Origin of the sequence: Bacteroides sp. CACC 737 (assembly GCF_013874375.1) — a bacterium.
Lineage (GTDB): Bacteria > Bacteroidota > Bacteroidia > Bacteroidales > Bacteroidaceae > Bacteroides > Bacteroides uniformis.
Genome location: NZ_CP059408.1, coordinates 845,677 through 868,598, shown reverse-complemented (window position 1 = coordinate 868,598; position 22,922 = coordinate 845,677). Strand labels below are relative to the sequence as shown.

Sequence of the window (22,922 nt, the reverse complement as noted above, 5' to 3'; positions counted from 1 at the left end):
CCTTTAGCGTTCTATACAAGGAGTTTTCAACGTAAGCTCCAAAAGTTCCTCCATCGTACCATTAAAGACGTTCAAATCCACCTCTTCTTCGATACCGGGCACAGTGCCTACATCGGTGTGCTGCCAAAAGTGCCACTTGCCCTCATAGCGCACGGAATCTACATAATAATGGGCTATCCAATAAGGATAAGCATTGAAAATGGAATCGCTGAGATAGCGTTTCTTGAATTTATAGGAAGTATAAAGAATGGGCTTTACGCCGTAATGCGCTTCTACCCTATCCAGCCAAGTCTTGACTGCCGCTTTAAGTTCCTGCGGTGACTGCTTGCCGGTAGTCTCCACATCGAGTACGGGAGGCAGGTCTCCCTTTGCCAGCTGCACGGTACGGATAAAGAAATCGGCTTGCTTGTGGGCATCGGTCTTAGGGATAAAATAATGATAGGCACCACGGATAAAACCGTATTTACGCGCTTGACCGAAGTTCTGCGTAAACGTATCGTCACCATGATCGCCGCCTTCGGTAGCTTTCAGAAAAATAAAGTGAATGGGAAATTTGGCTTCTCTATTATGTGTCAAGAGTTCCCAATCTATCTTTCCCTGATAGTGGGATATGTCTATGCCATGCACCTCATAGTTGCAAGGCATACATACACCGTAACCTTTCTGGCCATAACAAGGCTTCCAGCGATAAGCATAAGGACGAATGAAAAACCAGTAAAAGCCGGTAGAAAAAACAAGAATGATACAGACCGCCAAAAGATTGCGCAACCATACGGGCATGGTACGCGGCTGCGTTTTCTTCTTGCTCCGCGGAGAGGAAGAACGACGTGCGGCAGTAGTTTTACGCCGGGTATTTGTGGAGGTCTTGGTTGCCATGAGTAAATGAAAAGAAAGGGCGGAATGAACCGCCCCTCCGTTTTATTGTCAACTTGTTGATGCGTCAACTTATTTAGCCTGCTCCAGCTGCAAAGTTTTCGTAGCCTGGTCGCAAACTTCTGTCGGACCGAAGTACTGGATAGGACCCGGATAAACATAGTCTGTTTCCATAGCCCAACGGTCGCGCTGAGCCGCGAATGCCTTGAACGGAGCACCGTCCAGCTTCACCAGAGCCTTCTGGATAACCGGCTTCATTTCACCGTGGCGACGTTCCATGTTCATCATCATAGTGATGGGCACACCGCCTGCAATCCATTCTTCGGCAGGAGCAGTCGTGTTGCGTACAGAAGACATGTAACCGGTCTTTCCGTTAGCAATCAATGCAGATGCTGCATAACCCAAAGAGTAGCAGTAGTCAGCGTCGAAGTTAGACGGAGCAGCGCAACGTCCTTCGTAACCGAAGAAGTGGTGCTGTGCAGCAAACTTGCCTACGAACTTGCCCTCTTCTTTCCACTGAGCCAGCTTAGTGCCAACCATTTCGGACAGCAACTTTTCTGTTTCAATCAGAGATACCTGTACGTTTCCGTGCGGGTCGCGGTCCAGAGACAACTGGCGAGCCACGCCTTCGGGCAAGCTTGCGTAGATGGCCGCATTCTCCGGAGAAAGTTTACGGATGATATAATCGCGTTGGTGAGATTTCTTAATTTGAGCAAACTCTTCTGCATTGGCAGCAAGGAAGTCGTTCAACTCAGCAATCAGACGCTTCATGGCCGGGATGAATTCAACCAATCCTTCGGGGATAAGAACCGTACCGAAGTTGTTACCCTGGGCTGCACGTTCGGCAACGACCTTGGCAATGTTGGTCACAATATCGTCCAAAGACATATCCTTCGCTTCAACCTCTTCAGAGATGATACACATATTGGGCTGTACCTGCAATGCACATTCCAAAGCAATATGAGAAGCAGAACGTCCCATCAACTTGATAAAGTGCCAGTATTTACGGGCAGAATTACAGTCACGTTGGATGTTGCCGATTACTTCAGAGTAAGTCTTGCAAGCTGTATCGAAACCGAAAGAAGTTTCAATCATATCATTCTTCAAGTCACCGTCGATGGTCTTGGGACAACCGATTACCTGCACACCATAATTCTTGGCAGCATAGTATTCAGCCAGTACGCAAGCATTGGTGTTGGAGTCATCGCCACCGATGATTACCAGTGCCTTGATGCCGAGTTCCTTCAGGATTTCATAACCTTTCTCAAACTGTTCTTCCTTTTCCAGCTTTGTACGGCCCGAACCGATGATGTCAAAACCACCCGTATTGCGGTATTCATCAATGATGTCAGCAGTCAGTTCCATATAATTATGGTCAACCAAGCCGCCAGGACCCAGAATAAAGCCATACAATTTGCTGTCTTTGTTCAGCTTCTTGATACCGTCGAAAATACCGGAAATCACATTGTGGCCGCCGGGAGCCTGTCCACCGGAAAGGATAACACCCACGTTCATTGCGGGGAAGTTAACCGCCTCATCGGTAGTTTCAAACTTAATCAAAGGCATTCCGTACGTGTTGGGGAACAATTTCTTGATTTCTTCCTGGTCAGCAACAGACTGAGTAGCTGCGCCTTCTGCAGCCTTAACAGTTCCTTTCAGCGCTTTCGGAAGTTTGGGCTGATAGGCAGCCCTTGCAATTTGCAATGCACTTTTAGTCATTTCTCTTAATTATTTAAAGGTGTTAGTAAAGTTCCGTTTAAAAGCGTCGCAAATTTCGCTTTTTTTCGTAAGATATGCAAACGAGAAGCCGAAATAATGTATAAAATGACATTTATCGTTTTTTATCCTAAAATAAAAAGGAGAAGAAAGCAATTAACTGATTTATTGTGTTATCTTTGTCGCAAAGTTTGAGTTACGAGTCGTTATCGCATTGTTCTTCTTTTAATATACAACTATTATTAGGCGGTCTCTTCCATAATTATTCTCCATACTCCAATTTAATAATTACAATTAATTAAAATTTCAAATGAACATTTACATTTCAGGTTTAAATTTCAGCACAACAGACGCTGACTTAAACGATTTATTTTCAGAGTACGGAGAAGTTTCTTCTGCAAGAATCATTACAGACAGAGAAACAAGAAGATCCAGAGGTTTTGGTTTCGTAGAAATGCCGGACGATACAGCAGGCCAGAAAGCCATTGACGAATTGAACGGTGCTGAATTTGACCACAAACAAATCTCGGTAAACGTGGCACGCCCCCGCGAAGAAAGACCTTCCAATGGCGGCAATCGCGACAGAAGAGGCGGTTACAACTCTAGAAGATATTAATATTCTTAACTACTGACAGAAGCAGGAGGTGTTGTAGCAATGCCCCCTGCTTTTTTTATAACTAAAAAAATAAAAATACATGGCCAAATCCATCTCCGCAGACAAGCGTGAAAATGAGAAGAAAAGACTCGCCCGACGGGCTGAAAAACAGAAAAAGAAAGAAGAAAAAAAGCTATCCAACAAAGCGAGCAGCTTTGAAGATATGATTGCCTATGTTGACGAAAACGGCATGATAACCTCTACTCCTCCGGCAGAAAACACTCCTAAAGAAGAAATAAAGCTGGAAGAAATCGTCATATCAACTCCCAAAAAAGACAAGGAAGAACCGGTCATCCGCAGAGGACGTATCGAATTTTTCAATGAATCGAAAGGCTTCGGCTTCATCAAGGACTTATCCGGAGTCGAAAAATACTTTTTCCACATTAATAATGTGCTGACAGATATAACAGAAGGCAATATTGTGACGTTCGACCTTGAACGTGGCCTTAAAGGCATGAATGCCGTAAACGTAGCTCTTGAAGTAGAAAAGGCAAAGAAAAAGAAAGAAGACAAGGAGACTCTAAATACAGAATCCCAGATGAAATAAGCCAATTATAGAAAAAGGGCGTGTATGTACCGAAATATTTGATAGTATATACACGCCCTTACAGTTTTCTTTAATCACACGTCATTCGGTTTGCCAGCCGCCCCCCAATGCCTTATAGACATTTACCATGGCAATAAGTTCGTCGCGGATGGCATTGCTTACCCCTATTTGGGCATCAAAATAACCACGCTGGGCGTCGAGCACATCCATATAATTGATGACGCCGTTGATGTATTGCAACTGTGCCAAATCCACATATCCCTTGGCAGAGCGTTCAAGTTTGGCACGCAGTTGGTAGACCTCCTTTATCTTATTGAAATCCACAATGGCATTCTTCGCTTCCTTAAAAGCATTCAGCACAGTCTTTTCATAACTATGCACTTCGGCTTCAAAAGAAGCCTTCTGCGCTTTCAGTGCAGCACGGTTCTTTCCCCAACCGAAAAGCGGTGCCAAGACCGCCCCATTCAATAAGGAATAGGGGGATTCCAGAAAATTGGACAACACATCACTTTCCAATCCAAATTGTCCGGTCAGGGCCAGACGGGGGAACATATTGGTATAAGCAACTTTCACTTTGGCATGTTCAGCCTTCAACTGCTGCTCTGCCGCACGGACATCGGGGCGACGTTCCAACAAATCCGAAGGCAGACCTACCGGTAAGGACTCCGGCACATCCAGTTCCTGCAGAAAATTGACACGCTTGATACGGGTAGGAAATTCCCCCACAAGGAAAGAGATATCATTTTCTTTCAGAGAGATACGGCGCTCCAAATCCGGAACAAGCGTAGCCGTACGGGCTAACTCCACTTGAGCCTGCTGATAAGAGGTCTCCGAGGTCAGCCCGCCTTCAAAACGAATACGGGCCAAGCGCACTCCCTCTTCGCGCGCCTTTTGTGTCTGGCGTACAATCTCCAGTTCCGTATCAAGGGCTACCAGCTCATAATACGCCTGCGCCACTTCCGCAACGATAGTCATGCGCAACGCACGCTGCGCCTCCACACTTTGCAGATATTCGGCCACAGCAGCCACCTTCTTCCATCTCAAGTTTCCCCAAAGGTCCAGTTCCCAAGAGAGCAATGCCTTGGCTTCGTAAGAATTGCCTACATCACGGCTATGACCACCGTAATTCTCCACCTCACGCTCAGCCTCCACTTTTCCGGTGAGCTGCGGCAGAAGGTTGGCAACACTGATACGTTTTTGGGCAGCCATCTCCTTGACACGGGAAGCTGCGATCAGCATGTCTTTGTTATATTCCAGAGCACGGTCTATCAAACCACGCAGCGTGCTGTCCGTATAAACCGCCTGCCACTGTTCATCGGCTATGCTCATGCTATCCTGCTGCTGTGCCAGGCTATCTGGCAATGCCATCTCCGGACGCACATAGCTCTTGCCCACCTTGCATGAGGTAAGGGCAAACATACTCAGCAACAAAATAATATATATGTTCTTTCTTTTCATAAATGTTGTCTTTAAAATCAGTCTTTCTTAATCTTATGCTGCACTTTTGCTTTTGTCTTGTATACCAGGACAAAGAAGAACGGTACAAGCACAATACCGAATACAATGGCAAATATCATTCCGAAGAAAACACCCGTACCGATGGCCTGACGGCTTGCCGAGCCAGGTCCGCTTGCCAATACCATAGGAAGCATTCCCAATACAAAAGCGAGGGAAGTCATCAGAATAGGGCGGAAACGGAGTTGGGCAGCATGGATGGCAGACTGTATCAAGTCTCCTCCCTTGTCGACCTGCACCTTGGCAAACTCCACAATCAAAATGGCATTCTTTGCCGCAAGTCCCACCAGCATCACCAAGCCAATCTGAAAATAAATATCATTCTCCAATCCGCATATCACAACGCCCAGATAGGCACCCAAAGCGGCAACCGGCAGTGAAAGCAATACAGCGATAGGCACCGTCCAACTTTCATATTGCGCAGCCAAAAAGAGGAATACGAAAAGGAATACCAGCGTAAGCACAAGGCCCGTCTGTCCTCCCGCTTTCTTTTCCTGATAGGAAAGGCCACTCCACTCCAGACCAATATTGTCTGGCAAGTGGTCACGCGCAATCTGCTCCATAATCTCCATTGCCTGACCGGAACTGTAACCTTGTGCCGCAGAACCGCGGATGACGGCAGTAGTAAACATATTGAAACGCTTGATACTGCCCGGACCGGTGGTATAAGAGGCATTTCCCAAGGAAGTAAGCGGCACCATCGCTCCGTCCTTTGCCTTTACAAAGAACAAGTTGATATTATCCTTATGCTCACGATAAGGAGCCTCAGCCTGAATATACACCTTATATATACGGTTGAACATATTGAAGTCATTCACATATACAGAACCGGTATAAGCCTTCATGGTAGAGAATACATCCGCCAGGGGCACACCCAGCATTTTCACCTTATCACGGTCCACATCAAAATAAAGCTGCGGTATTTCAGACTGCAAGGATGATGAAAGCCCCGTCAGCTCCTTATGTTTCTGGGCATAATACATCAGTGTATCTGCCGCCTGCACCAGGTTGTCAAACGTTGCTTCTCCACGCGCCTCAAGCTGCATTTCGAAACCTCCCGAAGTACCCAATCCCGGAATGACCGGAGGCGTGGAAAGATAAACCCTGCATTCGGGATATTCCTTCAAATCCTTCTCCACATTCTCCATTATCTTATCGATGGAAATTCCCTTACGTTCTTCCCACGGTTTCAGGATAACCGTCAGCTCACTGCGCGCCTGGTTACTACCCACACGGGGACTGCTACCTGTCACGTTCTGCACATAGGCCACATAGGGATTCTTCTCCAAGTATTGCACAGCACGATCCGTCACCACACGGGTTCGCTCCAAAGTAGCACCTTCCGGCAACTCCAACTCTATCTTAAAATAGCCCTGGTCTTCTACCGGCAGGAAGCTGGTAGGCACCAACCGGTGGATAATGAAAATAGCAACCAGTACCAGCCCGAACGCACTCATTAAGCGGCGGGGATTCTTGATGACCCGATTAATGACAGCCACATATTTGTGATTGCCCAAGTTCAGCCATTCATTGATTTTGCGGAAAACTATGTTCTTTTTCTTTCCATTGTCGGGTTTCAATATGAGCGAGCACATGACGGGACTAAGTGTCAGGGCCACTACCGTAGAAAGCAACACAGAAACGGCGATAGTAATGGTAAACTGACGGTATAACTGTCCGGTGATTCCACTCAAGAAACTTACCGGTACAAATACGGCACAGAGCACCAATGATGTAGCAATCAAGGCACTTGCCAATCCGTTCATCGCCTTTTTGGTAGCTTCATACGGGCTCAATTTCTCCGTCTCCATAAGATGCTCTACGTTCTCCACCACCACAATGGCATCATCCACCACAATACCGATAGCGAGAATCAATCCAAGCAAAGTCAGTATGTTCAGAGAGAAACCGAAAATAAGCATGAAACCGAAGGTACCAATCAGGGAAATAGGTACCGCAACAATCGGTATCACCGTCGCACGCCAACTTTGCAAGGAAAGAAATACGACCAGTACCACCAGAATCAGCGCTTCGAACAACGTCTTGTATACCTCGTGAATGGATTCGGAAATATAAGTCGTCATGTCGAAGGGAATCTCATAACTCATCCCCTCAGGGAAATTTGCACTGATTTCCCCCATAGCAGCCTTCACGCTTTTTGCAACTTCCATTGCATTGGCCCCGGGAAGCATATAAATACCGAGAACAGCAGCATTCTCACCGTTGATTCCACTCTCCGTACTATATGAAGATGCTTCCAATGAAACACGAGCCACATCGCGCAGACGAATAATGGAACCGTTGGCATTGGCACGGACCACAATATCCTCAAACTGCTTTACCGAACTTAAGCGTCCCTGGGTAGTGATAGGGATAGTAATGTCGAGCCCATTCACCGGCTGTTGTCCCAAAACACCCGCAGCAGACTCACGGTTCTGGTCCTTCAGGGCATTCTGCAAATCCTGCACCGTCAGTCCGAAGTTGGCAAGTTTGTCGGGCAACGCCCATATCTGCATGGCATAGTAGCGACTGCCAATGTTGGAAACACGTCCAACACCGGGGATACGGCGCAACAAGTCGAGTACATTGATAGTAGCAAAGTTACTCAAATAAATTTCGTCGAACTTCGGGTCACTGGAAGTCAGACAGATGGTCATCAACTGGCTGGGAGCCTGCTTTTCCACAGAAATACCGTTTTGAATCACTTCGGCCGGCAAACGGCTCTCCGCCAGTTTCACACGATTCTGTATTTCTACGGCAGCCAAATCCGGATCGGCAGACACGTCGAAAGTGACCGTAGCCGAAAATCCTCCAGAATTGGAACTGTTGGACTCCATATATAGCATACCGGGAGTACCGTTTATCTCCTGCTCGATAGGGGTTGCCACCGCCTGCGAAACAGTCAATGCACTAGCTCCCGGATAGGAAGCACTGATTTTCACTACTGGAGGCGTTATCTGTGGATATTGGTCTACCGGCAGCATGGTCAGGCCAATGATACCGACAATTACAATCACAATCGATATCACCGCCGAGAATACCGGGCGGTCTATAAAGAAACTTACTTTCATAACATCATTACTTTGAAGGGTTGTTGTCCTTTGATTTATTCTCAGTCGGAGTAGTCTGCTTCGTTTCGGAAACAACCTGCTTGTTCAGAGAATCACTCGTCTGTTCTTCCTCCTTTTTAGGAACGGCAACCTGGGCACGTACTTTCATACCCGGAGTCAGCTTGTGGAAACCTTCCGTCACAATTTGTTCTCCGGCAGCCAGACCACGTTCAACCACCCAATTGTTGCCAAATTCAGGTCCCAACTCAATGAAACGCTTTTCAACCGTAGAGTCCCGGCGCATCACAAAAATATATGCACCACCTTTCTCAATGGTAACTGCCTTTTGAGGAACGGCGACAGCACCCTCACGTACATCCAGCAACAGCTTCACCTTTGTAAACTGCCCCGGCAACAACACTCTGTCAGGATTCGGCATTTCTGCACGTACGGAGAATGTTCCCGTCTGCGGGTCCACCTGAGGTTCGGCAAAGTCCACATACCCCTTATAAGGATAAATAGTATTATCCGCCAAAGTAATCGTAATGTTCGGCTGCCAGGAACGCGTCGAGTCCTGACGCCCTATATCGATATTCCGTTCCTTGCTTTTCAGGTAATCCAATGCCGTCATACTGAAGTCTACCAGCACTGTATCGCTTTTCACAATCGTAGCCAGCAAGGACTTACCTCCCGGTCCGACCAATGTTCCCAAATCCACATTTCTTTCACTGATATGTCCCGATAGCGGAGAACGGACCAATGTATACCCCAATTCCAATTCAGCTTGATCCAAATCGGCCTGGCTCATCGCTACCGAGGCTTCTGCAGTCTCATAAGCAGCCTGGGCATTGTCTAAATCCAGCTGGCTGGCAGCGTTCTGCGCATAAAGGGGGCGGATACGCTCCAAATCACGTTTTGCCTTCAATGCCTGCGCTTCATCCTTCTTTAACTGTGCACGGACTTTGTCAGCCTTTGCCCTATACTGGTCCTGGTTTATTACAAAAAGCACCTGGTTCTTGGTGACATATGTTCCTTCTGCAAAAAGCATATTCTCCAAATACCCTTCCACACGCGCACGTACCTCTACAAACTGCTGGGCACGAATACGTCCCACGTACTCACCATATATCTCTACATCTCCTTTTTCTGCAGATTCTACGATTACGGTAGGAGCTTCCGGTTCAACCTTCTTAGGCCAAGTCAGAATAAAATAACCAGCCAACAATACCGTCATGCAGGCAACCATCATCAGTAGCCTCTTCTTCTTCAGCTTTAATTCTTTTTTCGTAAAAAACTGTTTCATGCTTGTTTGTCTATTAAATTTAACCCTATTTCCTTCTATCAAAGCAAATTCGATGCCAATCCACCACTATCTTATCAGTTACATCTAATAAGCTATATATCAGACAGAAGATAAGATAGTAATTCTTTATTCATGGGGGCATCTTCCATTTTACCTTGTGGAATACATCCACAGTTTGTAGAATTATTCCACAAAAGTAATAAATTAAAAACACATAAAAACCCTTTTTTCCTCTACACTAACAAAGAAAAACATTATCTTTACCGAAAATAACTCAGATTATTCATTTTAAACGTAAAGATTATGGCAAGTAGAAAAGAACTAAAAAAGAATATAAACTATATTGCGGGTGAATTATTCACAGAGTGTCTTGTAAATAGCTTATATGTACCTGGAACAGACAAACAAAAAGCCGATACACTGATGGCTGAAATTCTAAAAATGCAAGATGAATTCATAAGCCGCATCAGCCATACCGAACCAGGAAATGTAAAAGGTTTCTACAAAAAACTTCGTACTGACTTCAATGCAAAAGTAGACGAGATTATTAATGCAATGGGCAAACTGAAATAATAAGATGAAGAAAGCCTTTTATAGCTTCATTTATTATCGTCTGCTGGGCTGGAAGACAAATGTGACGGTGCCCAACTACGACAAATGTGTAATTTGTGCGGCACCCCATACTTCCAATTGGGACTTATTTATCGGTAAATTGTTTTATGGTGCCATCGGCCGTAAAACCAGCTTCATGATGAAAAAGGAATGGTTCTTTTTTCCTCTTGGAGTGATATTCAAAGCCGTTGGCGGCATTCCGGTGAACCGGGGGCGCAAGTCTTCCTTGGTAGACCAAATGACAGAAAGGTTTGCCGCCAGTAAGCATTTCCATCTGGCCATCACTCCCGAAGGAACCCGTAAAGCCAATCCAAACTGGAAGAAAGGCTTTTATTACATAGCACTGAAAGCACAAGTACCCATTATGCTTATCGGGATTGATTATCCTTCCAAGACCATCTCCTCTACCAAAGCTGTCATGCCTACCGGAGACATAGAAAAGGATATGCGCGAGATAAAACTGTACTTCAAGAACTTTAAAGGAAAAAATCCCGAAAATTTTGATTTAGGAAATATCTAATCAGGTATTAAGCATTAATGCCATGCGAATAAGCATTCTGCAAACAGACATTGTCTGGGAAAATAAACAAGAAAATCTCCGTCGTCTCCGCGAGAAGTTAGAAACTCTTCGTGGAACAACGGAGATTGTTGTTTTACCGGAAACATTCTCCACTGGCTTCAGTATGGACACCAGCAGCTTGGCCGAACCTACAACGGGAGAAACCATCACGACTCTGCGCCGATGGTCTGAAGAATACCAACTCGCTCTTACAGGCAGCTATATTGCCTGCGAAACAGCCTCGAAAGGAGGAAATCCCTCCTACTACAACCGTGCATTCTTCCTTACGCCCGAAGGCAATGCCTACTATTACGACAAACGACACCTCTTCCGGATGGGACACGAAACAGAGCATTTCACTTCCGGCTGCCAACGTCCCATTATCCAGTATCGCGGCTGGAACATACTGTTGCTTGTATGTTATGACCTCCGCTTCCCAGTTTGGAGCCGCAATAAGCACAGCGAATACGACCTTCTTATTTATGTTGCCAACTGGCCCGTTTCCCGCCGGAAAGTCTGGGACATTCTGTTGCAAGCACGTGCTTTGGAAAATATCAGTTATGTCTGCGGTGTCAACCGTATCGGCAGAGACGGCAGAGACATTCCACACAGCGGAGGCAGTGTGGTCTACTCTCCGAAGGGGGAAGTGCTTGCCACTGTACCCGACAACGAAGAGACAACTGCCACCGCCTCCCTCAGCCTTTCCTCCCTGCAGGAGTTCAGGTTAAAGTTTCCCGCTTGGAAAGATGCGGACGAGTTCGTTATTTCTTCAAATAATAGTTCACAGTAGTCACTACACGTACGCTTTTTATATAAGGAGTATAAGCATCGCGGTCACTGATGGAAAACTGCCCTTGCGAGGCATTGCGGATTTTTCCCAGTTCACTGTCCGAATCCTTAGCAAATTTCTCGGCTGCGGCACGGGCATTTTTGGTAGCTTCTTCTATCATTTTGGGTTTCACTTCATTGAGACCGGTAAATTCATAAGACACGTTATATTTATAATCCCCTCCCGTGATGGCAATGCCCTGCTTCAAGAGTTCTGCTTGCCCGGACATGAGTTTACGTACCCTATCCACATTCTTGGAAGTGACAGTGATGACAGACGTGGCATTATAACGATAAGCCACGTTGCGGTCAACATAACGTTCGGCCTGCATGTCAATCACTTCGGGTGGTGCAATACTTATTTCCTCCTTCTCAATGCCGTTGTTTTCAAGGAAACCCACGATGGCAGCGTTTTTCTTCTCCATATTGGCATAAAGCAGTGCAGGATCATTACCTATGTCTTTGTAGACAAGAGGCCAGACTACTTTGTCGGCAGGTACTTCCATCTCAGCCAACCCTTTCACACTGACTACACGATCCTTATTCACAAAATTGTTGATACCGCCTTTTACCATGATTCCCAACAAAAGCAACCCCACAGCTATGATGGCTGCTTCTACTTTCCAGCTTTTCATACATTAATATTTTAGAGTTTATAAACACACACAAATATAACAAACCCAAACGACAAAAAGTGCAATGAATGGTCTATTTTTATATGATTATCCTCACTTATACCCCAAACGAACGAGACATTATACAAAATGCACCCAATCCGCTTTTTTAGAGTATTTAATGAAAATACCCCAAAGAAAGAGTACATCTTCTCCAAAAAGTACCTATTTTTGTCCTTCGAAACAATGTCAAAGCGACAACATGATTAATTTAATAATTCTAACCCCTAAATCCTATGTTGACCCAACGTAAAATCCATACTCACGGTGGCGATTGGCCATGACTTTATGGAATGTACCGAAGACACTTTCCGTACGGCTGTCAAACCCCATATGAGATATGGGACGAACAGTATTTCTTAATTAATCTTCAGCAATATGCGGATGAACATTGTTTTTCGTATATTTGTTGATTGAAAGAACAGTACAATACTTAATCATTTATTAATAATAAATTTTATGAAAACCAATCTAAGCTCTCAAATCACTCTCAACAGAGTCTCCCCCAGGTACTACAGACCTGAGAATGCATTTGAACGGTCGGTATTGACCCGACTGGAAAAAATCCCTACAGATATTTATGAGTCTGCAGAAGAAGGCGCCAACCAAATTGCCCTTGACATTGCACAGTTAATCCGTGACAAGCAAAAGGCGGGACGTTTCTGTGTCTTGGCACTGGCAGGCGGTAACTCTCCGCGCAATGTATATGCAAACTTGGTACGTATGCACCAGGAAGAGGGATTAAGTTTCCGCAACGTAGTCATATTCAACCTCTACGAATATTATCCATTAGCTCCCAATGCCATCAACAGTAACTTCAACGCATTGAAGGAAATGCTGATAGACCATGTGGACATTGACAAACAGAATGTTTTCACCCCCGACAGCACCATCGCCAAAGACACCATCTTTGAATATTGCCGTCTTTACGAGCAGCGCATTGAAAGTTTCGGTGGCTTAGATATCGCTTTGCTGGGCATTGGTCGTGTAGGTAACATCGGTTTCAACGAACCGGGTTCACGCCAGAACTCTACCACCCGTCTGATATTGCTGGACAGCGATTCCCGCAATGAAGCTTCCAAAATGTTCGGTAGCATTGAAAATACCCCCATCAGCTCCATCACCATGGGAGTAGCCACCATCCTCTCGGCAAAGAAAATATATCTACTGGCATGGGGTGAGGAGAAAGCACAAAAGGTGAAAGAATGCGTTGAAGGTCCGGTAACAGATACTATCCCTGCATCTTATCTACAGACCCACAACAATGCACATGTAGCTATCGACTTGTCTGCCGCCGCCAACTTGACACGTATCCAACGCCCCTGGCTGGTAACTTCCTGCGAATGGAACGACAAGCTCATCCGCAGCGCCATCGTCTGGCTATGCCAACTCACCGGAAAACCCATTCTGAAGCTGACCAACAAGGACTACAACGAAAACGGTTTGAGTGAATTGCTGGCATTGTTCGGTTCAGCCTATAACGTGAACATCAAGATATTCAATGACCTGCAGCATACCATCACCGGATGGCCGGGCGGCAAGCCGAACGCAGACGACACCTATCGCCCCGAACGTGCAAAGCCCTATCCCAAACGCGTGGTCGTATTCTCTCCGCATCCCGATGACGACGTTATCTCTATGGGAGGTACCATCCGTCGTCTGGTAGAACAGAAACATGACGTGCATGTGGCTTACGAAACTTCCGGTAACATTGCCGTAGGCGATGAAGAAGTTATCCGTTTCCTGCACTTCATCAACGGGTTCAACCAAATCTTCAACAACAGCGAGGACCAGGTTATCAACGACAAATATGCCGAAATCCGCAAGTATCTGAAGGAGAAGAAAGACGGTGACATGGATACACGCGACATCCTGACCATCAAGGGGCTGATTCGTCGTGGCGAAGCACGTACCGCATGTACATACAATAACATACCTTTGGATCACTGCCACTTCCTCGACCTGCCGTTCTACGAAACGGGCAAGATACAGAAGAATCCTATCAGCGAAGCAGACGTGGAAATCGTACGCAACTTGTTGCGTGAAGTGAAACCCCATCAGATTTTCGTTGCCGGTGACCTGGCCGACCCGCACGGAACACACCGTGTTTGTACGGACGCCGTATTTGCCGCCATCGACCTGGAAAAAGAAGAAGGTGCCAAATGGTTGAAGGAATGCCGCATCTGGATGTACCGCGGTGCATGGGCAGAATGGGAAATCGAAAATATCGAAATGGCTGTGCCCATCAGCCCGGAGGAACTGCGTGCCAAGCGTAACTCTATCCTGAAGCATCAGTCACAAATGGAAAGTGCACCGTTCCTGGGCAATGACGAACGTCTGTTCTGGCAACGCAGTGAAGACCGCAACCGCGGAACAGCCGCCTTGTACGACAGCCTCGGACTTGCTTCCTATGAAGCGATGGAGGCCTTCGTGGAATACATTCCGCTATAAACGGATGAAATATAAAAAAATAAAAAGAGACTGTCTCCAAATTTTCATTATGGAGACAGCCTCTTTTTTTAATATGTATCGGACAAATCCTATTTATAACTCTCTTCCAATTCTCTGTACCATTTCTGCAAAACAAAGAAAGCTTTTTTCTTCTGTCCTTTATCAGACACCAGCCCTTTGCGATTAAAATCATCTTGTATTTCGGGTACATGACGCCTCGGAGAGCGGAAATCCTTCAGTATCCACGGTGTAGTACCGGCCAGTCCCGGAATACGCTTCAACATATTCACGTGGCGGATATACAAATCTTCCTGATACTCCTCCGTAAACCGTTCTTTCCTGGAACCGTGCCGTCCATACAAAGCACCTCCTCCAAGTTCGCTGATAAAGACCGGTTTCCGGGCATCGAACACCCAGTTCACACGGTCACATTTTTCCGAATCGCCGTCATACCAACCCACATATTCATTAAAGCTGATAATGTCAAGGAGTTCTCCCAACGGGTCATTCACAGTCATAACGCCCGGACGAACTTCTTCCTTCTCCATCGCCGCACCAACCAAGCGGACATTATCCAAACTCCTGACCTTGTTTGCCAGCTTGGTAAGGAATGCCAGGCGCGGTTCACTAAGAGGCGTTTCATTGGCTATAGACCAGATGATAACGTTACATCGATTCTTGTCACGTGCAATCATATCACACAACTGCTGTTCCGCATTCTGATAGGTATCCTTATTCTCCCAATGAATAGTCCAATACACCGGAATCTCCGACCATACCAGAAATCCCATGCGCTCTGCCTCACGCACCATCTCTTCATTGTGGGGATAATGGGCCAGGCGGACAAAATTGCATCCAAGCTCCTTTGCCCAACTCAGTAAAGTACGGGCATGGTCTCTTGAATAGGCACGCCCGCTATAGTAGGGAGTCTCCTCGTGGATACTGATACCTCTGCAGAATATCTCTTCATCGTTCAACAGTATTTTAGTTCCCTCTGTACGGATAGTCCGGAAGCCGATCTCATCAGAGACTTTATCTGTTTCGGAAGACAGATTCACCACATACAGCTTAGGTTTTTCCGGAGTCCACAAGACCGGTTTGGCCTTTACCTGGAACGAAGCATAACCGTTGGAGTCCGTTACAACCTCTTTCTTCACTTTCAGTTCCGGAATATCCAGCACTATCTTTTGCTCTTTGGCAGAACCATCCAGTTGTACCCAGCCTTCAACCGTATCTTTATCATTCTTCTTCAATTGTACGTAATAATCACCTATGTAAGTCGAAGGCGTTTCAATCAAGGTAACCGGCCGGGTGATGCCACCGAAATTCCACCAGTCGGCATTGACCGTAGGCACAGCTTCGGGATGGCGTTTGTTATCGACTTTCACCACGAGGCTATTGGTACCTTCCCTCAAAAGGCCGGTAATTTCAAAATTAAAAGGAGTAAAGCCACCGATATGCCTGCCCAGACGTTTGCCGTTCAGCCATACAATGGCTTCATAATTAACAGCTCCAAAGTTGAGGAAAAGACGTTTGCCCGGTTGCAGGGAGTATTCAAAATGCTTTCGATACCACACAGTGCCTTCATAATAGTACAACTGAGGCCGTTGTGTATTCCAGTCACCGGGAACAAACAGCAGTTTATCCGTTTCAAAATCATACTCTTGAAGTTGGGTCTTATGAATAAGTCTTGTCTTGGGCATAACCGCCGTCATAAGGCTTCAAACGATAGTCATAATAACCGTTTTCAAAGGGATCTACAATCGTTTTCCATTGTCCGTCAAGGGACGTTGTCTGGCGTGCACCGACATTCATGATTTGGAGAACCTGCTGCCCGAAGGCCAAAACCGGTACCAGAAGCAAAAGGAAGGCAATACTGCTTTTCAAAAGTGTCTTCATAAGGTTTACATATTATATATGTCTGCAAAAATAATAAAAAGAAAATAACCGCAATCGTCAACGAAGCTTTCTTTTATGTACTTTTGCACGCATCACTGTCTGATAAAAGCAGATATTGACAACTTCATTATTTCATCAATATGAAAAAACTTATCCTAACCGGCATATGGCTCTTATATGGAATCCTCCTTCCGGCACAAGAACTAGAGCAGAATGTGGAAGAACGCCTCCAGACATTCTTTAAGGAATACACCACCCATACGACCAACATCGGTACCTGCAAGCTAGACAGTTTCCGCATTGACTTCCGGAAGAAGAAATTACTTGTCTATGCAAACGAGCGCTTTGCCTACCAGCCTCTACGGCCTGAAACCGTCGATGCCATTTACCGCCATCTGGGACAAATCCTACCAGGACCAGTAAACAACTTCGACCTCACCGTCTTTGCTGATGGGAAAAACATTGAAGAGCTTATCCCCAACCTCTACCGGAAAGGGAAGAAAGACAAGGCACGTATGTTCAGTCACTTGGAATACAAAGGTATACCTTGGGTAACCCGTACTTCACGCCCCTACGAAATCACCCGAGGACTGGAAGGAAATCACATTGCCCTTTGGCAAAGCCACGGGAAATATTACATCAATGACAAGAACAAATGGGGATGGCAACGCCCGAGGCTGTTCTGCACCACGGAAGACCAGTTCACCCAGTCGTTCATCCTGCCCTACCTCCTGCCCATGCTGGAGAATGCAGGAGCCAATGTATTCACTCCCCGCGAAAGGGACACACAAAAGCGGGAAGTCATCGTAGACAATGACGGTAGCCTAAGCAGAGATGGAGGACAAGGTTCCCTCTATCTGGACGTGAAAAGCCGGAAAGCACGTTGGGAACAGACCTCCCAACCCGGATTTGCCCAACGGAAACGAATCTATCAGGACAATGAGAACCCTTTCCTCACCGGTACGGCACGCTTTGCCAAAACTGAAAAGAAGAAAGACAAGGCTTTTGCCGAATGGGTGCCCGATATTCCGGAAACGGGAGAATATGCCGTATACGTATCTTATCAGACTCTGCCGGGCAGCGTAAGCGATGCCAAATACCTTGTATTCCACAACGGAGGCGTCACAGAATTCAAGGTGAACCAGCAAATAGGAGGCGGCACATGGGTGTACCTCGGCACATTCACTTTCGACAAAGGCCGGAATGACTATGGCATGGTGGTATTGAGCAACGAAAGCAAGGAGAAAGGCGTGGTCTGTGCCGATGCCGTCCGCTTTGGAGGAGGCATGGGCAACATTGCCCGCGGAGGACAAACCAGTGGCTTGCCCAGATACCTGGAAGGCGCACGCTACTCTGCCCAATGGGCAGGCATGCCTTACTTTGTTTATGGAGGCTACGAGGGGAAGAATGATATGAACGATGACATCAACGCACGTTCCCGTACGGTGAATTATCTTGCCGGAAAATCAGTATTCAACCCGGCAGAAGAAGGCTTGGGCATCCCCTTTGAAATGAGTATGGCCCTGCACAGCGATGCCGGTTTCAGCAAGGAAAATGAGATTATAGGCACTCTAGGCATTTATACCACCAACTTCAACAACGGCAGGCTGAATGCCGGTACAGACCGCCATGCCTCCCGCGACCTCTCGGACGTCCTACTGACGCAGTTGCAGCGTGACATCCGCTCCACCTTCAACGTAGACTGGACACGTCGCAGCCTATGGAACCGCAACTATAGTGAAACGCGCCTGCCCGCCGTTCCTTCCACCATCGTAGAACTGTTGTCTCACCAGAACTTCGCAGATATGCGTCTGGGGCATGACCCCAACTTCAAGTTCACCGTCGGACGTGCACTCTATAAAGCCATTCTGCAATATATATGCAACCAGCACGGGAAAGAGTACATGGTCCAGCCGCTTCCCGTCAGCCACTTTGCCATCCGCTTCGGTAAAAAGAAAAATACTTTAGAGCTCTCCTGGCAAGGCAAGGAAGACCCGTTGGAACCGACTGCCAAACCACGCGAATACATTGTATATACACGTATCGGACGTGGAGGATTTGACAATGGCGTACGTGTCAGTTCTCCGTTCCATACCGTAAAAATAGAACCGGGCATCGTCTATTCCTTCAAAGTAACCGCCGTGAATCGGGGCGGCGAAAGCTTCCCTTCGGAAATCCTTGCTGCCTATAAAGCCAAACGGGAAAAAGGACAGATACTTATCGTCAACGGATTCGACCGTATCAGTGGGCCGGCCGTCATAGACACTCCCGAGACTGTAGGTTTCGACCTATCGCAAGATCCCGGCGTTCCCTATCTCTATGACATCTCCCTCTGCGGTACCCAGCAGAACTTCAACCGGAAGGAAGCGGGAAAACGCCTGGGAGAGAGTAGAGAGGAATACGAAGGTATGAAAATTATCGGAAATACTTTCGATTACCCCTTTATACACGGCAAGGCCATACAAGCCGCCGGTAACTACAGCTTCGTCTCATGCAGCGATGAGGCTGTGGAAAAAGGCATCCTCTCTTTAGAGGACTATCCGATAGTAGACTATATCCTCGGGCTGGAAAAAGAAGACAATTCCAGCAATCCGGCACGCAATACATACTACAAAACATTCTCCTCATCCATGCAGCGCATATTGGCTTCGTATTGCCGGTCGGGAGGCAATCTCCTAGTCAGCGGTGCCTACGTGGGCAGCGACATGGACAATTCGCAGGGTAATAGGGATTTTATCCAGAATATTCTGAAGTACCGGTATGGAAATTCCTTGAAAACAGACGGGGATAAAATCGCTGTCCAAGGGCTGGGGCGTACTTTCACCCTTCCCCGACTGCCGAATGAGCAGGACTATCCGGTCACTTCCCCTGATTGCATCCTGCCCATGTCTCCCGCTTTTCCAGTCATGACCTATGCCACCGGCAACGCATCTGCCGCCGTGGCCTATCAAGGCAGCGATTACCGCACCTTCATCATGGGATTCCCTTTTGAAAGTATCAGGGAAGAAACGTCCAGAAATGCAATTATGGCCTCGATACTTCGCTTTCTCACCACAGATTAGGCAGAGCAACACAGAGAAAAACAGCAATCCCTATAAATAATCTGTAGAAATCTGTGTAATCTGTGGTGAAAAAACTATCTTTGCTTCTATTAATCATTAAACACTAAACATTAAACATCATGTACACCATACAAGCCAACCCCAGCGGAACCCGCAGCTTAGAAGTTTCAGAAGAAAACCTTGCCACCATTGAGAAGTACGGACTCTTCCGCCATCTCATCGACAGCAACGGCATTGTAGACGAAACAGTGCTCGACAAGTTGAAACTGAACATTCGCTCCCTCATCGCCGCACAAGAGGAAGATAGCAAAGACCTACTCGACCTCTGCATCGACGTTATCTATCACAACAACATGAAGGCCTTCGGACTGCAGCAACTCATTAAGCTCTATCTGCAATGGCTTTCCCAACAAGGCACTATAGAAATAGAAGAAGAATAAATGAAAACCATCGATACCTGCGGACAACAGCATTACAGCCCTCTAATCCCTGCCATAAAAGCCATGTGCAAGGCCGGGAAAGGCGAGAAGCTGGAAATCATCATGGACAACGCCACTGCCTTCAATGACATGAAAGAGTATCTTTCCGAGCAGCAGATAGGTTTCCGTGAGATTTACGACGGAGAACGAATGACATTACAGTTTACAATGTATTAATGAAAGAATATCGCCTTACAGACTGGCTTCCCACCACCAAGAAAGAAGTGGAACTGCGTGGTTGGGACGAATTAGATGTAATACTTTTCAGCGGTGATGCCTACGTGGACCATCCGTCTTTTGGAGCCGCCGTCATAGGTCGTATCCTCGAAGCTGAAGGATTACGCGTAGCCATTGTCCCCCAACCTAACTGGCGCGACGACTTACGCGACTTCAAGAAACTGGGACGCCCCCGTCTATTTTTCGGCATCAGTCCCGGCTGCATGGATTCGATGGTCAATAAATACACTGCCAACAAACGCTTGCGCAGTGATGACGCATATACACCGGACGCACGTCCGGATATGCGCCCCGAATATCCTTCCATTGTATATACCCGGATATTGAAACAACTATTTCCCGATGTCCCCGTCATACTGGGTGGTATCGAGGCAAGTATGCGCCGTTTGACACACTACGACTATTGGCAAGACCGTGTACGCCCCAGTATCCTCCTCGACAGCGGTGCCGATTCACTCATCTACGGCATGGGAGAGAAACCGGTGGTGGAACTTGCGAATAGGCTGAAATGCCAACAAATAATGGACACCAAAGGCTTCAAACAGCTCATTGCCGATATTCCGCAAATGGTCTATCTCGACAAGGAGGTAGCGGCAGAAGAAGGGGATATCACCCTCTTTTCCCACGAAGAATGTCTGAAGGATAAAAAGAAAGAAGCTGCCAACTTCCGTCATATCGAGGAGGAAAGCAACAAGTATACAGCATCCCGCATGTTACAAAAGGTCGGCAAACAGACAGTGGTAGTCAATCCCCCCTATCCTCCCCTGACGGAGGCAGAGCTCGACCATTCTTTCGACTTGCCTTATACGCGCCTGCCCCACCCCAAGTACAAGGGAAAACGTATTCCGGCATACGACATGATAAAGTTCTCCGTCAACCTGCATCGCGGATGTTTCGGAGGGTGTGCCTTCTGCACCATCTCCGCGCATCAGGGCAAGTTCATCGTAAGCCGTAGCAAGGAAAGCGTTCTGAAAGAGGTGAAAGCTATCATGGAGCTGCCCGACTTTAAGGGTTACTTAAGTGACTTGGGAGGCCCGTCGGCCAATATGTACCGGATGAAGGGACGGGATGAGGCTGTTTGCAGGAAATGCAAACGCCCGTCGTGCATCTACCCCAAAGTATGTCCCAACCTGAATACGGACCATCGACCGCTACTCGACATCTATCATGCCGTAGATGCCCTGCCCGGCATCAAGAAGTCCTTCATTGGCAGCGGTGTACGCTATGACCTGCTGCTGCACCAGAGCAAGGACCCGAACACTAACAAAAGTACGCAGGAATATACCCGCGAGCTCATTGCCCGCCATGTCAGCGGTCGCCTGAAGGTAGCACCGGAGCATACGTCAGACCGCGTGCTCAACATCATGCGCAAGCCTCCGTTCAGCCAGTTCGGTGAGTTCAAGAAGATATTCGACAGAATTAACCGTGAAGAAGGACTACGCCAGCAGCTTATTCCTTATTTCATCAGCAGCCATCCCGGATGCAAGGAGGAAGATATGGCAGAACTTGCCGTCATCACCAAGCGACTGGACTTCCATCTGGAGCAAGTGCAAGACTTTACCCCTACTCCCATGACCGTTGCCACCGAAGCATGGTACACGGGCTTCCATCCTTATACGTTGGAACCGGTATTCAGTGCCAAAACGCAGCGCGAGAAACTGGCTCAACGCCAATTCTTCTTCTGGTACAAACCCGAAGAGCGCAGGAACATCATAAACGAACTGCGCCGGATAGGACGGACGGATTTGATAGACAAGCTATACGGGAAACGATAAAAATACGATATTTCCAAGAAACTCACAGCAACTGCATGAAACGATTCCTCCTCCTCTGCCTATCCCTACTCTCCATCGGAGTGACAGGGATGCTGGCACAAAGCGAATGCCTACCGCAAAATTACAGCATCATCCTTGGTGGCGGTGTTTCCTTGCCCCATGTAGAAGGAAACCGCAACGACTTCTTCAGCAAGAACGGCAACCGGGTGGGATATGACCTCATGACAGAAGGCCGCTACTACATCACGCCCCTATTTGCCGTGGGACTTCAATATGACTATCTGCGCATGGCCCGCCTGCCGGATAAGGCACATCTGCACTGCATACGCCCCAACATCACATACCGTCCCTTGTGGAGCAACGGTAATCAAGGACTGTTCCTATCATTCGGCATCGGGTATATGAACTATCAAGAACGGACATATAAACGCGGTGAACGGAACGGACACCTTTTCCATAAAGGATATTGTGGAATAACTTTCGCTGCAGGCTATGAGTTCCGCATCAGCTGTAAACTCTCGGGTATGATTCGCTGTGATTTCCTAACAGCAGACTGGTTTGCCAACCCCGATGCACGACTTTACAACACGGACGGCTATGATGACGGAGTAGATCATAGCTGGTTCAAAAACAACATCACTTTCTTCAATTTGGGATTCTCCTTGCAGTTCGGACGTTAGTGGCAGG

The 22,922-nt window shown here is 47.1% G+C and carries 19 protein-coding genes; 11 read left to right on the top strand and 8 right to left on the bottom strand.

Annotation, left to right across the window (positions count from 1 at the left end):
• Positions 1-3: 3 nt before the first annotated feature.
• Together H1A11_RS03680 and H1A11_RS03675 are read right to left on the bottom strand one after the other, a co-directional pair.
• On the bottom strand, positions 4-876 hold the full coding sequence (locus tag H1A11_RS03680) for a glycoside hydrolase family 25 protein (protein ID WP_181757734.1): 873 nt from the start codon (positions 874-876) through the stop codon (positions 4-6).
• A gap of 69 nt (positions 877-945) precedes the next feature.
• Positions 946-2,592, bottom strand: a complete 1,647-nt coding sequence (locus tag H1A11_RS03675) for a diphosphate--fructose-6-phosphate 1-phosphotransferase (RefSeq protein WP_174646139.1) — start codon at positions 2,590-2,592, stop codon at positions 946-948.
• A 307-nt stretch (positions 2,593-2,899) separates the two neighbouring features.
• Between H1A11_RS03675 and H1A11_RS03670 the strand changes: the two genes are divergently transcribed.
• Positions 2,900-3,205, top strand: a complete 306-nt coding sequence (locus H1A11_RS03670) for an RNA-binding protein (protein ID WP_117600939.1) — start codon at positions 2,900-2,902, stop codon at positions 3,203-3,205.
• Positions 3,206-3,284: 79 nt separating this feature from the next.
• Positions 3,285-3,791, top strand: coding sequence for a cold-shock protein (locus tag H1A11_RS03665; protein WP_119961975.1), 507 nt, complete (start codon positions 3,285-3,287; stop codon positions 3,789-3,791).
• An 81-nt stretch (positions 3,792-3,872) separates the two neighbouring features.
• Here the strand turns inward: H1A11_RS03665 and H1A11_RS03660 are convergent, their stop codons facing one another.
• Genes H1A11_RS03660 through H1A11_RS03650 form a run of 3 tightly spaced genes read right to left on the bottom strand, consistent with a single transcriptional unit; the run spans position 3,873 to position 9,659 of the window.
• The gene (locus tag H1A11_RS03660) at positions 3,873-5,249 is read right to left on the bottom strand and encodes an efflux transporter outer membrane subunit (RefSeq protein WP_117600941.1); all 1,377 of its coding nucleotides are present in this window, start codon (positions 5,247-5,249) and stop codon (positions 3,873-3,875) included.
• 17 nt (positions 5,250-5,266) lie between these two features.
• Complete coding sequence (locus H1A11_RS03655; protein WP_181757733.1) at positions 5,267-8,377, bottom strand: efflux RND transporter permease subunit; 3,111 nt, start codon at positions 8,375-8,377, stop codon at positions 5,267-5,269.
• A 7-nt stretch (positions 8,378-8,384) separates the two neighbouring features.
• A complete protein-coding gene (locus H1A11_RS03650) occupies positions 8,385-9,659 on the bottom strand; it encodes an efflux RND transporter periplasmic adaptor subunit (RefSeq protein WP_117600943.1) in 1,275 nt (424 codons plus the stop codon).
• A gap of 303 nt (positions 9,660-9,962) precedes the next feature.
• Between H1A11_RS03650 and H1A11_RS03645 the strand changes: the two genes are divergently transcribed.
• From H1A11_RS03645 to H1A11_RS03635, 3 genes are read left to right on the top strand one after another with little or no spacing between them, the layout of a single operon-like run.
• The gene (locus tag H1A11_RS03645) at positions 9,963-10,232 is read left to right on the top strand and encodes a hypothetical protein (protein ID WP_117600944.1); all 270 of its coding nucleotides are present in this window, start codon (positions 9,963-9,965) and stop codon (positions 10,230-10,232) included.
• Positions 10,233-10,236: 4 nt separating this feature from the next.
• A complete protein-coding gene (locus H1A11_RS03640) occupies positions 10,237-10,791 on the top strand; it encodes a 1-acyl-sn-glycerol-3-phosphate acyltransferase (protein ID WP_117965468.1) in 555 nt (184 codons plus the stop codon).
• 22 nt (positions 10,792-10,813) lie between these two features.
• Positions 10,814-11,620, top strand: a complete 807-nt coding sequence (locus tag H1A11_RS03635) for an amidohydrolase (RefSeq protein ID WP_117600946.1) — start codon at positions 10,814-10,816, stop codon at positions 11,618-11,620.
• On the opposite strand, the gene H1A11_RS03630 is transcribed toward H1A11_RS03635, so the two are convergent.
• Complete coding sequence (locus tag H1A11_RS03630; RefSeq protein WP_117600947.1) at positions 11,592-12,293, bottom strand: SIMPL domain-containing protein; 702 nt, start codon at positions 12,291-12,293, stop codon at positions 11,592-11,594. The two genes, H1A11_RS03635 and H1A11_RS03630, sit on opposite strands and share 29 nt — an antisense overlap.
• Positions 12,294-12,791: 498 nt before the next feature.
• Between H1A11_RS03630 and H1A11_RS03625 the strand changes: the two genes are divergently transcribed.
• Positions 12,792-14,783 carry a glucosamine-6-phosphate deaminase gene (locus H1A11_RS03625; RefSeq protein ID WP_117600948.1) on the top strand — a complete coding sequence of 664 codons (1,992 nt, stop codon included), beginning with the start codon at positions 12,792-12,794 and terminating at the stop codon, positions 14,781-14,783.
• An 89-nt stretch (positions 14,784-14,872) separates the two neighbouring features.
• Here the strand turns inward: H1A11_RS03625 and H1A11_RS03620 are convergent, their stop codons facing one another.
• A complete protein-coding gene (locus H1A11_RS03620) occupies positions 14,873-16,486 on the bottom strand; it encodes a glycoside hydrolase family 2 protein (protein WP_255461520.1) in 1,614 nt (537 codons plus the stop codon).
• The gene (locus tag H1A11_RS19000; protein ID WP_255461519.1) at positions 16,461-16,682 is read right to left on the bottom strand and encodes a hypothetical protein; all 222 of its coding nucleotides are present in this window, start codon (positions 16,680-16,682) and stop codon (positions 16,461-16,463) included. Before H1A11_RS19000 ends, H1A11_RS03620 begins: the two co-directional genes overlap by 26 nt.
• 140 nt (positions 16,683-16,822) lie before the next feature.
• On the opposite strand from H1A11_RS19000, the gene H1A11_RS03615 reads away from it, so the two are divergent.
• The 5 genes from H1A11_RS03615 (at position 16,823) to H1A11_RS03595 (ending at position 22,915) form a co-directional block, all read left to right on the top strand.
• On the top strand, positions 16,823-19,744 hold the full coding sequence (locus H1A11_RS03615) for a xanthan lyase (protein WP_181757732.1): 2,922 nt from the start codon (positions 16,823-16,825) through the stop codon (positions 19,742-19,744).
• Positions 19,745-19,863: 119 nt separating this feature from the next.
• Positions 19,864-20,184, top strand: coding sequence for a hypothetical protein (locus H1A11_RS03610; RefSeq protein WP_117600951.1), 321 nt, complete (start codon positions 19,864-19,866; stop codon positions 20,182-20,184).
• The gene (locus H1A11_RS03605; protein WP_117600952.1) at positions 20,185-20,400 is read left to right on the top strand and encodes a sulfurtransferase TusA family protein; all 216 of its coding nucleotides are present in this window, start codon (positions 20,185-20,187) and stop codon (positions 20,398-20,400) included.
• Positions 20,400-22,235 (top strand): YgiQ family radical SAM protein, encoded by a 1,836-nt coding sequence (locus tag H1A11_RS03600; protein WP_138345731.1) that lies wholly within the window; start codon positions 20,400-20,402, stop codon positions 22,233-22,235. Before H1A11_RS03605 ends, H1A11_RS03600 begins: the two co-directional genes overlap by 1 nt.
• Before the next feature lie 35 nt (positions 22,236-22,270).
• On the top strand, positions 22,271-22,915 hold the full coding sequence (locus H1A11_RS03595; protein WP_119961977.1) for a hypothetical protein: 645 nt from the start codon (positions 22,271-22,273) through the stop codon (positions 22,913-22,915).
• Positions 22,916-22,922: the final 7 nt, after the last annotated feature.

Coding starts and splice junctions, on each gene's coding strand:
- H1A11_RS03650 (WP_117600943.1), bottom strand. CDS start 9,659: ATGAAACAGTTTTTTACGAAAAAAGAATTAAAGCTGAAGAAGAAGAGG.
- H1A11_RS03635 (WP_117600946.1), top strand. CDS start 10,814: ATGCGAATAAGCATTCTGCAAACAGACATTGTCTGGGAAAATAAACAA.
- H1A11_RS03665 (WP_119961975.1), top strand. CDS start 3,285: ATGGCCAAATCCATCTCCGCAGACAAGCGTGAAAATGAGAAGAAAAGA.
- H1A11_RS03620 (WP_255461520.1), bottom strand. CDS start 16,486: ATGCCCAAGACAAGACTTATTCATAAGACCCAACTTCAAGAGTATGAT.
- H1A11_RS03670 (WP_117600939.1), top strand. CDS start 2,900: ATGAACATTTACATTTCAGGTTTAAATTTCAGCACAACAGACGCTGAC.
- H1A11_RS03680 (WP_181757734.1), bottom strand. CDS start 876: ATGGCAACCAAGACCTCCACAAATACCCGGCGTAAAACTACTGCCGCA.
- H1A11_RS03630 (WP_117600947.1), bottom strand. CDS start 12,293: ATGAAAAGCTGGAAAGTAGAAGCAGCCATCATAGCTGTGGGGTTGCTT.
- H1A11_RS03675 (WP_174646139.1), bottom strand. CDS start 2,592: ATGACTAAAAGTGCATTGCAAATTGCAAGGGCTGCCTATCAGCCCAAA.
- H1A11_RS03610 (WP_117600951.1), top strand. CDS start 19,864: ATGTACACCATACAAGCCAACCCCAGCGGAACCCGCAGCTTAGAAGTT.
- H1A11_RS03640 (WP_117965468.1), top strand. CDS start 10,237: ATGAAGAAAGCCTTTTATAGCTTCATTTATTATCGTCTGCTGGGCTGG.
- H1A11_RS03600 (WP_138345731.1), top strand. CDS start 20,400: ATGAAAGAATATCGCCTTACAGACTGGCTTCCCACCACCAAGAAAGAA.
- H1A11_RS03615 (WP_181757732.1), top strand. CDS start 16,823: ATGAAAAAACTTATCCTAACCGGCATATGGCTCTTATATGGAATCCTC.
- H1A11_RS03595 (WP_119961977.1), top strand. CDS start 22,271: ATGAAACGATTCCTCCTCCTCTGCCTATCCCTACTCTCCATCGGAGTG.
- H1A11_RS03605 (WP_117600952.1), top strand. CDS start 20,185: ATGAAAACCATCGATACCTGCGGACAACAGCATTACAGCCCTCTAATC.
- H1A11_RS03660 (WP_117600941.1), bottom strand. CDS start 5,249: ATGAAAAGAAAGAACATATATATTATTTTGTTGCTGAGTATGTTTGCC.
- H1A11_RS03625 (WP_117600948.1), top strand. CDS start 12,792: ATGAAAACCAATCTAAGCTCTCAAATCACTCTCAACAGAGTCTCCCCC.
- H1A11_RS03645 (WP_117600944.1), top strand. CDS start 9,963: ATGGCAAGTAGAAAAGAACTAAAAAAGAATATAAACTATATTGCGGGT.
- H1A11_RS03655 (WP_181757733.1), bottom strand. CDS start 8,377: ATGAAAGTAAGTTTCTTTATAGACCGCCCGGTATTCTCGGCGGTGATA.
- H1A11_RS19000 (WP_255461519.1), bottom strand. CDS start 16,682: ATGAAGACACTTTTGAAAAGCAGTATTGCCTTCCTTTTGCTTCTGGTA.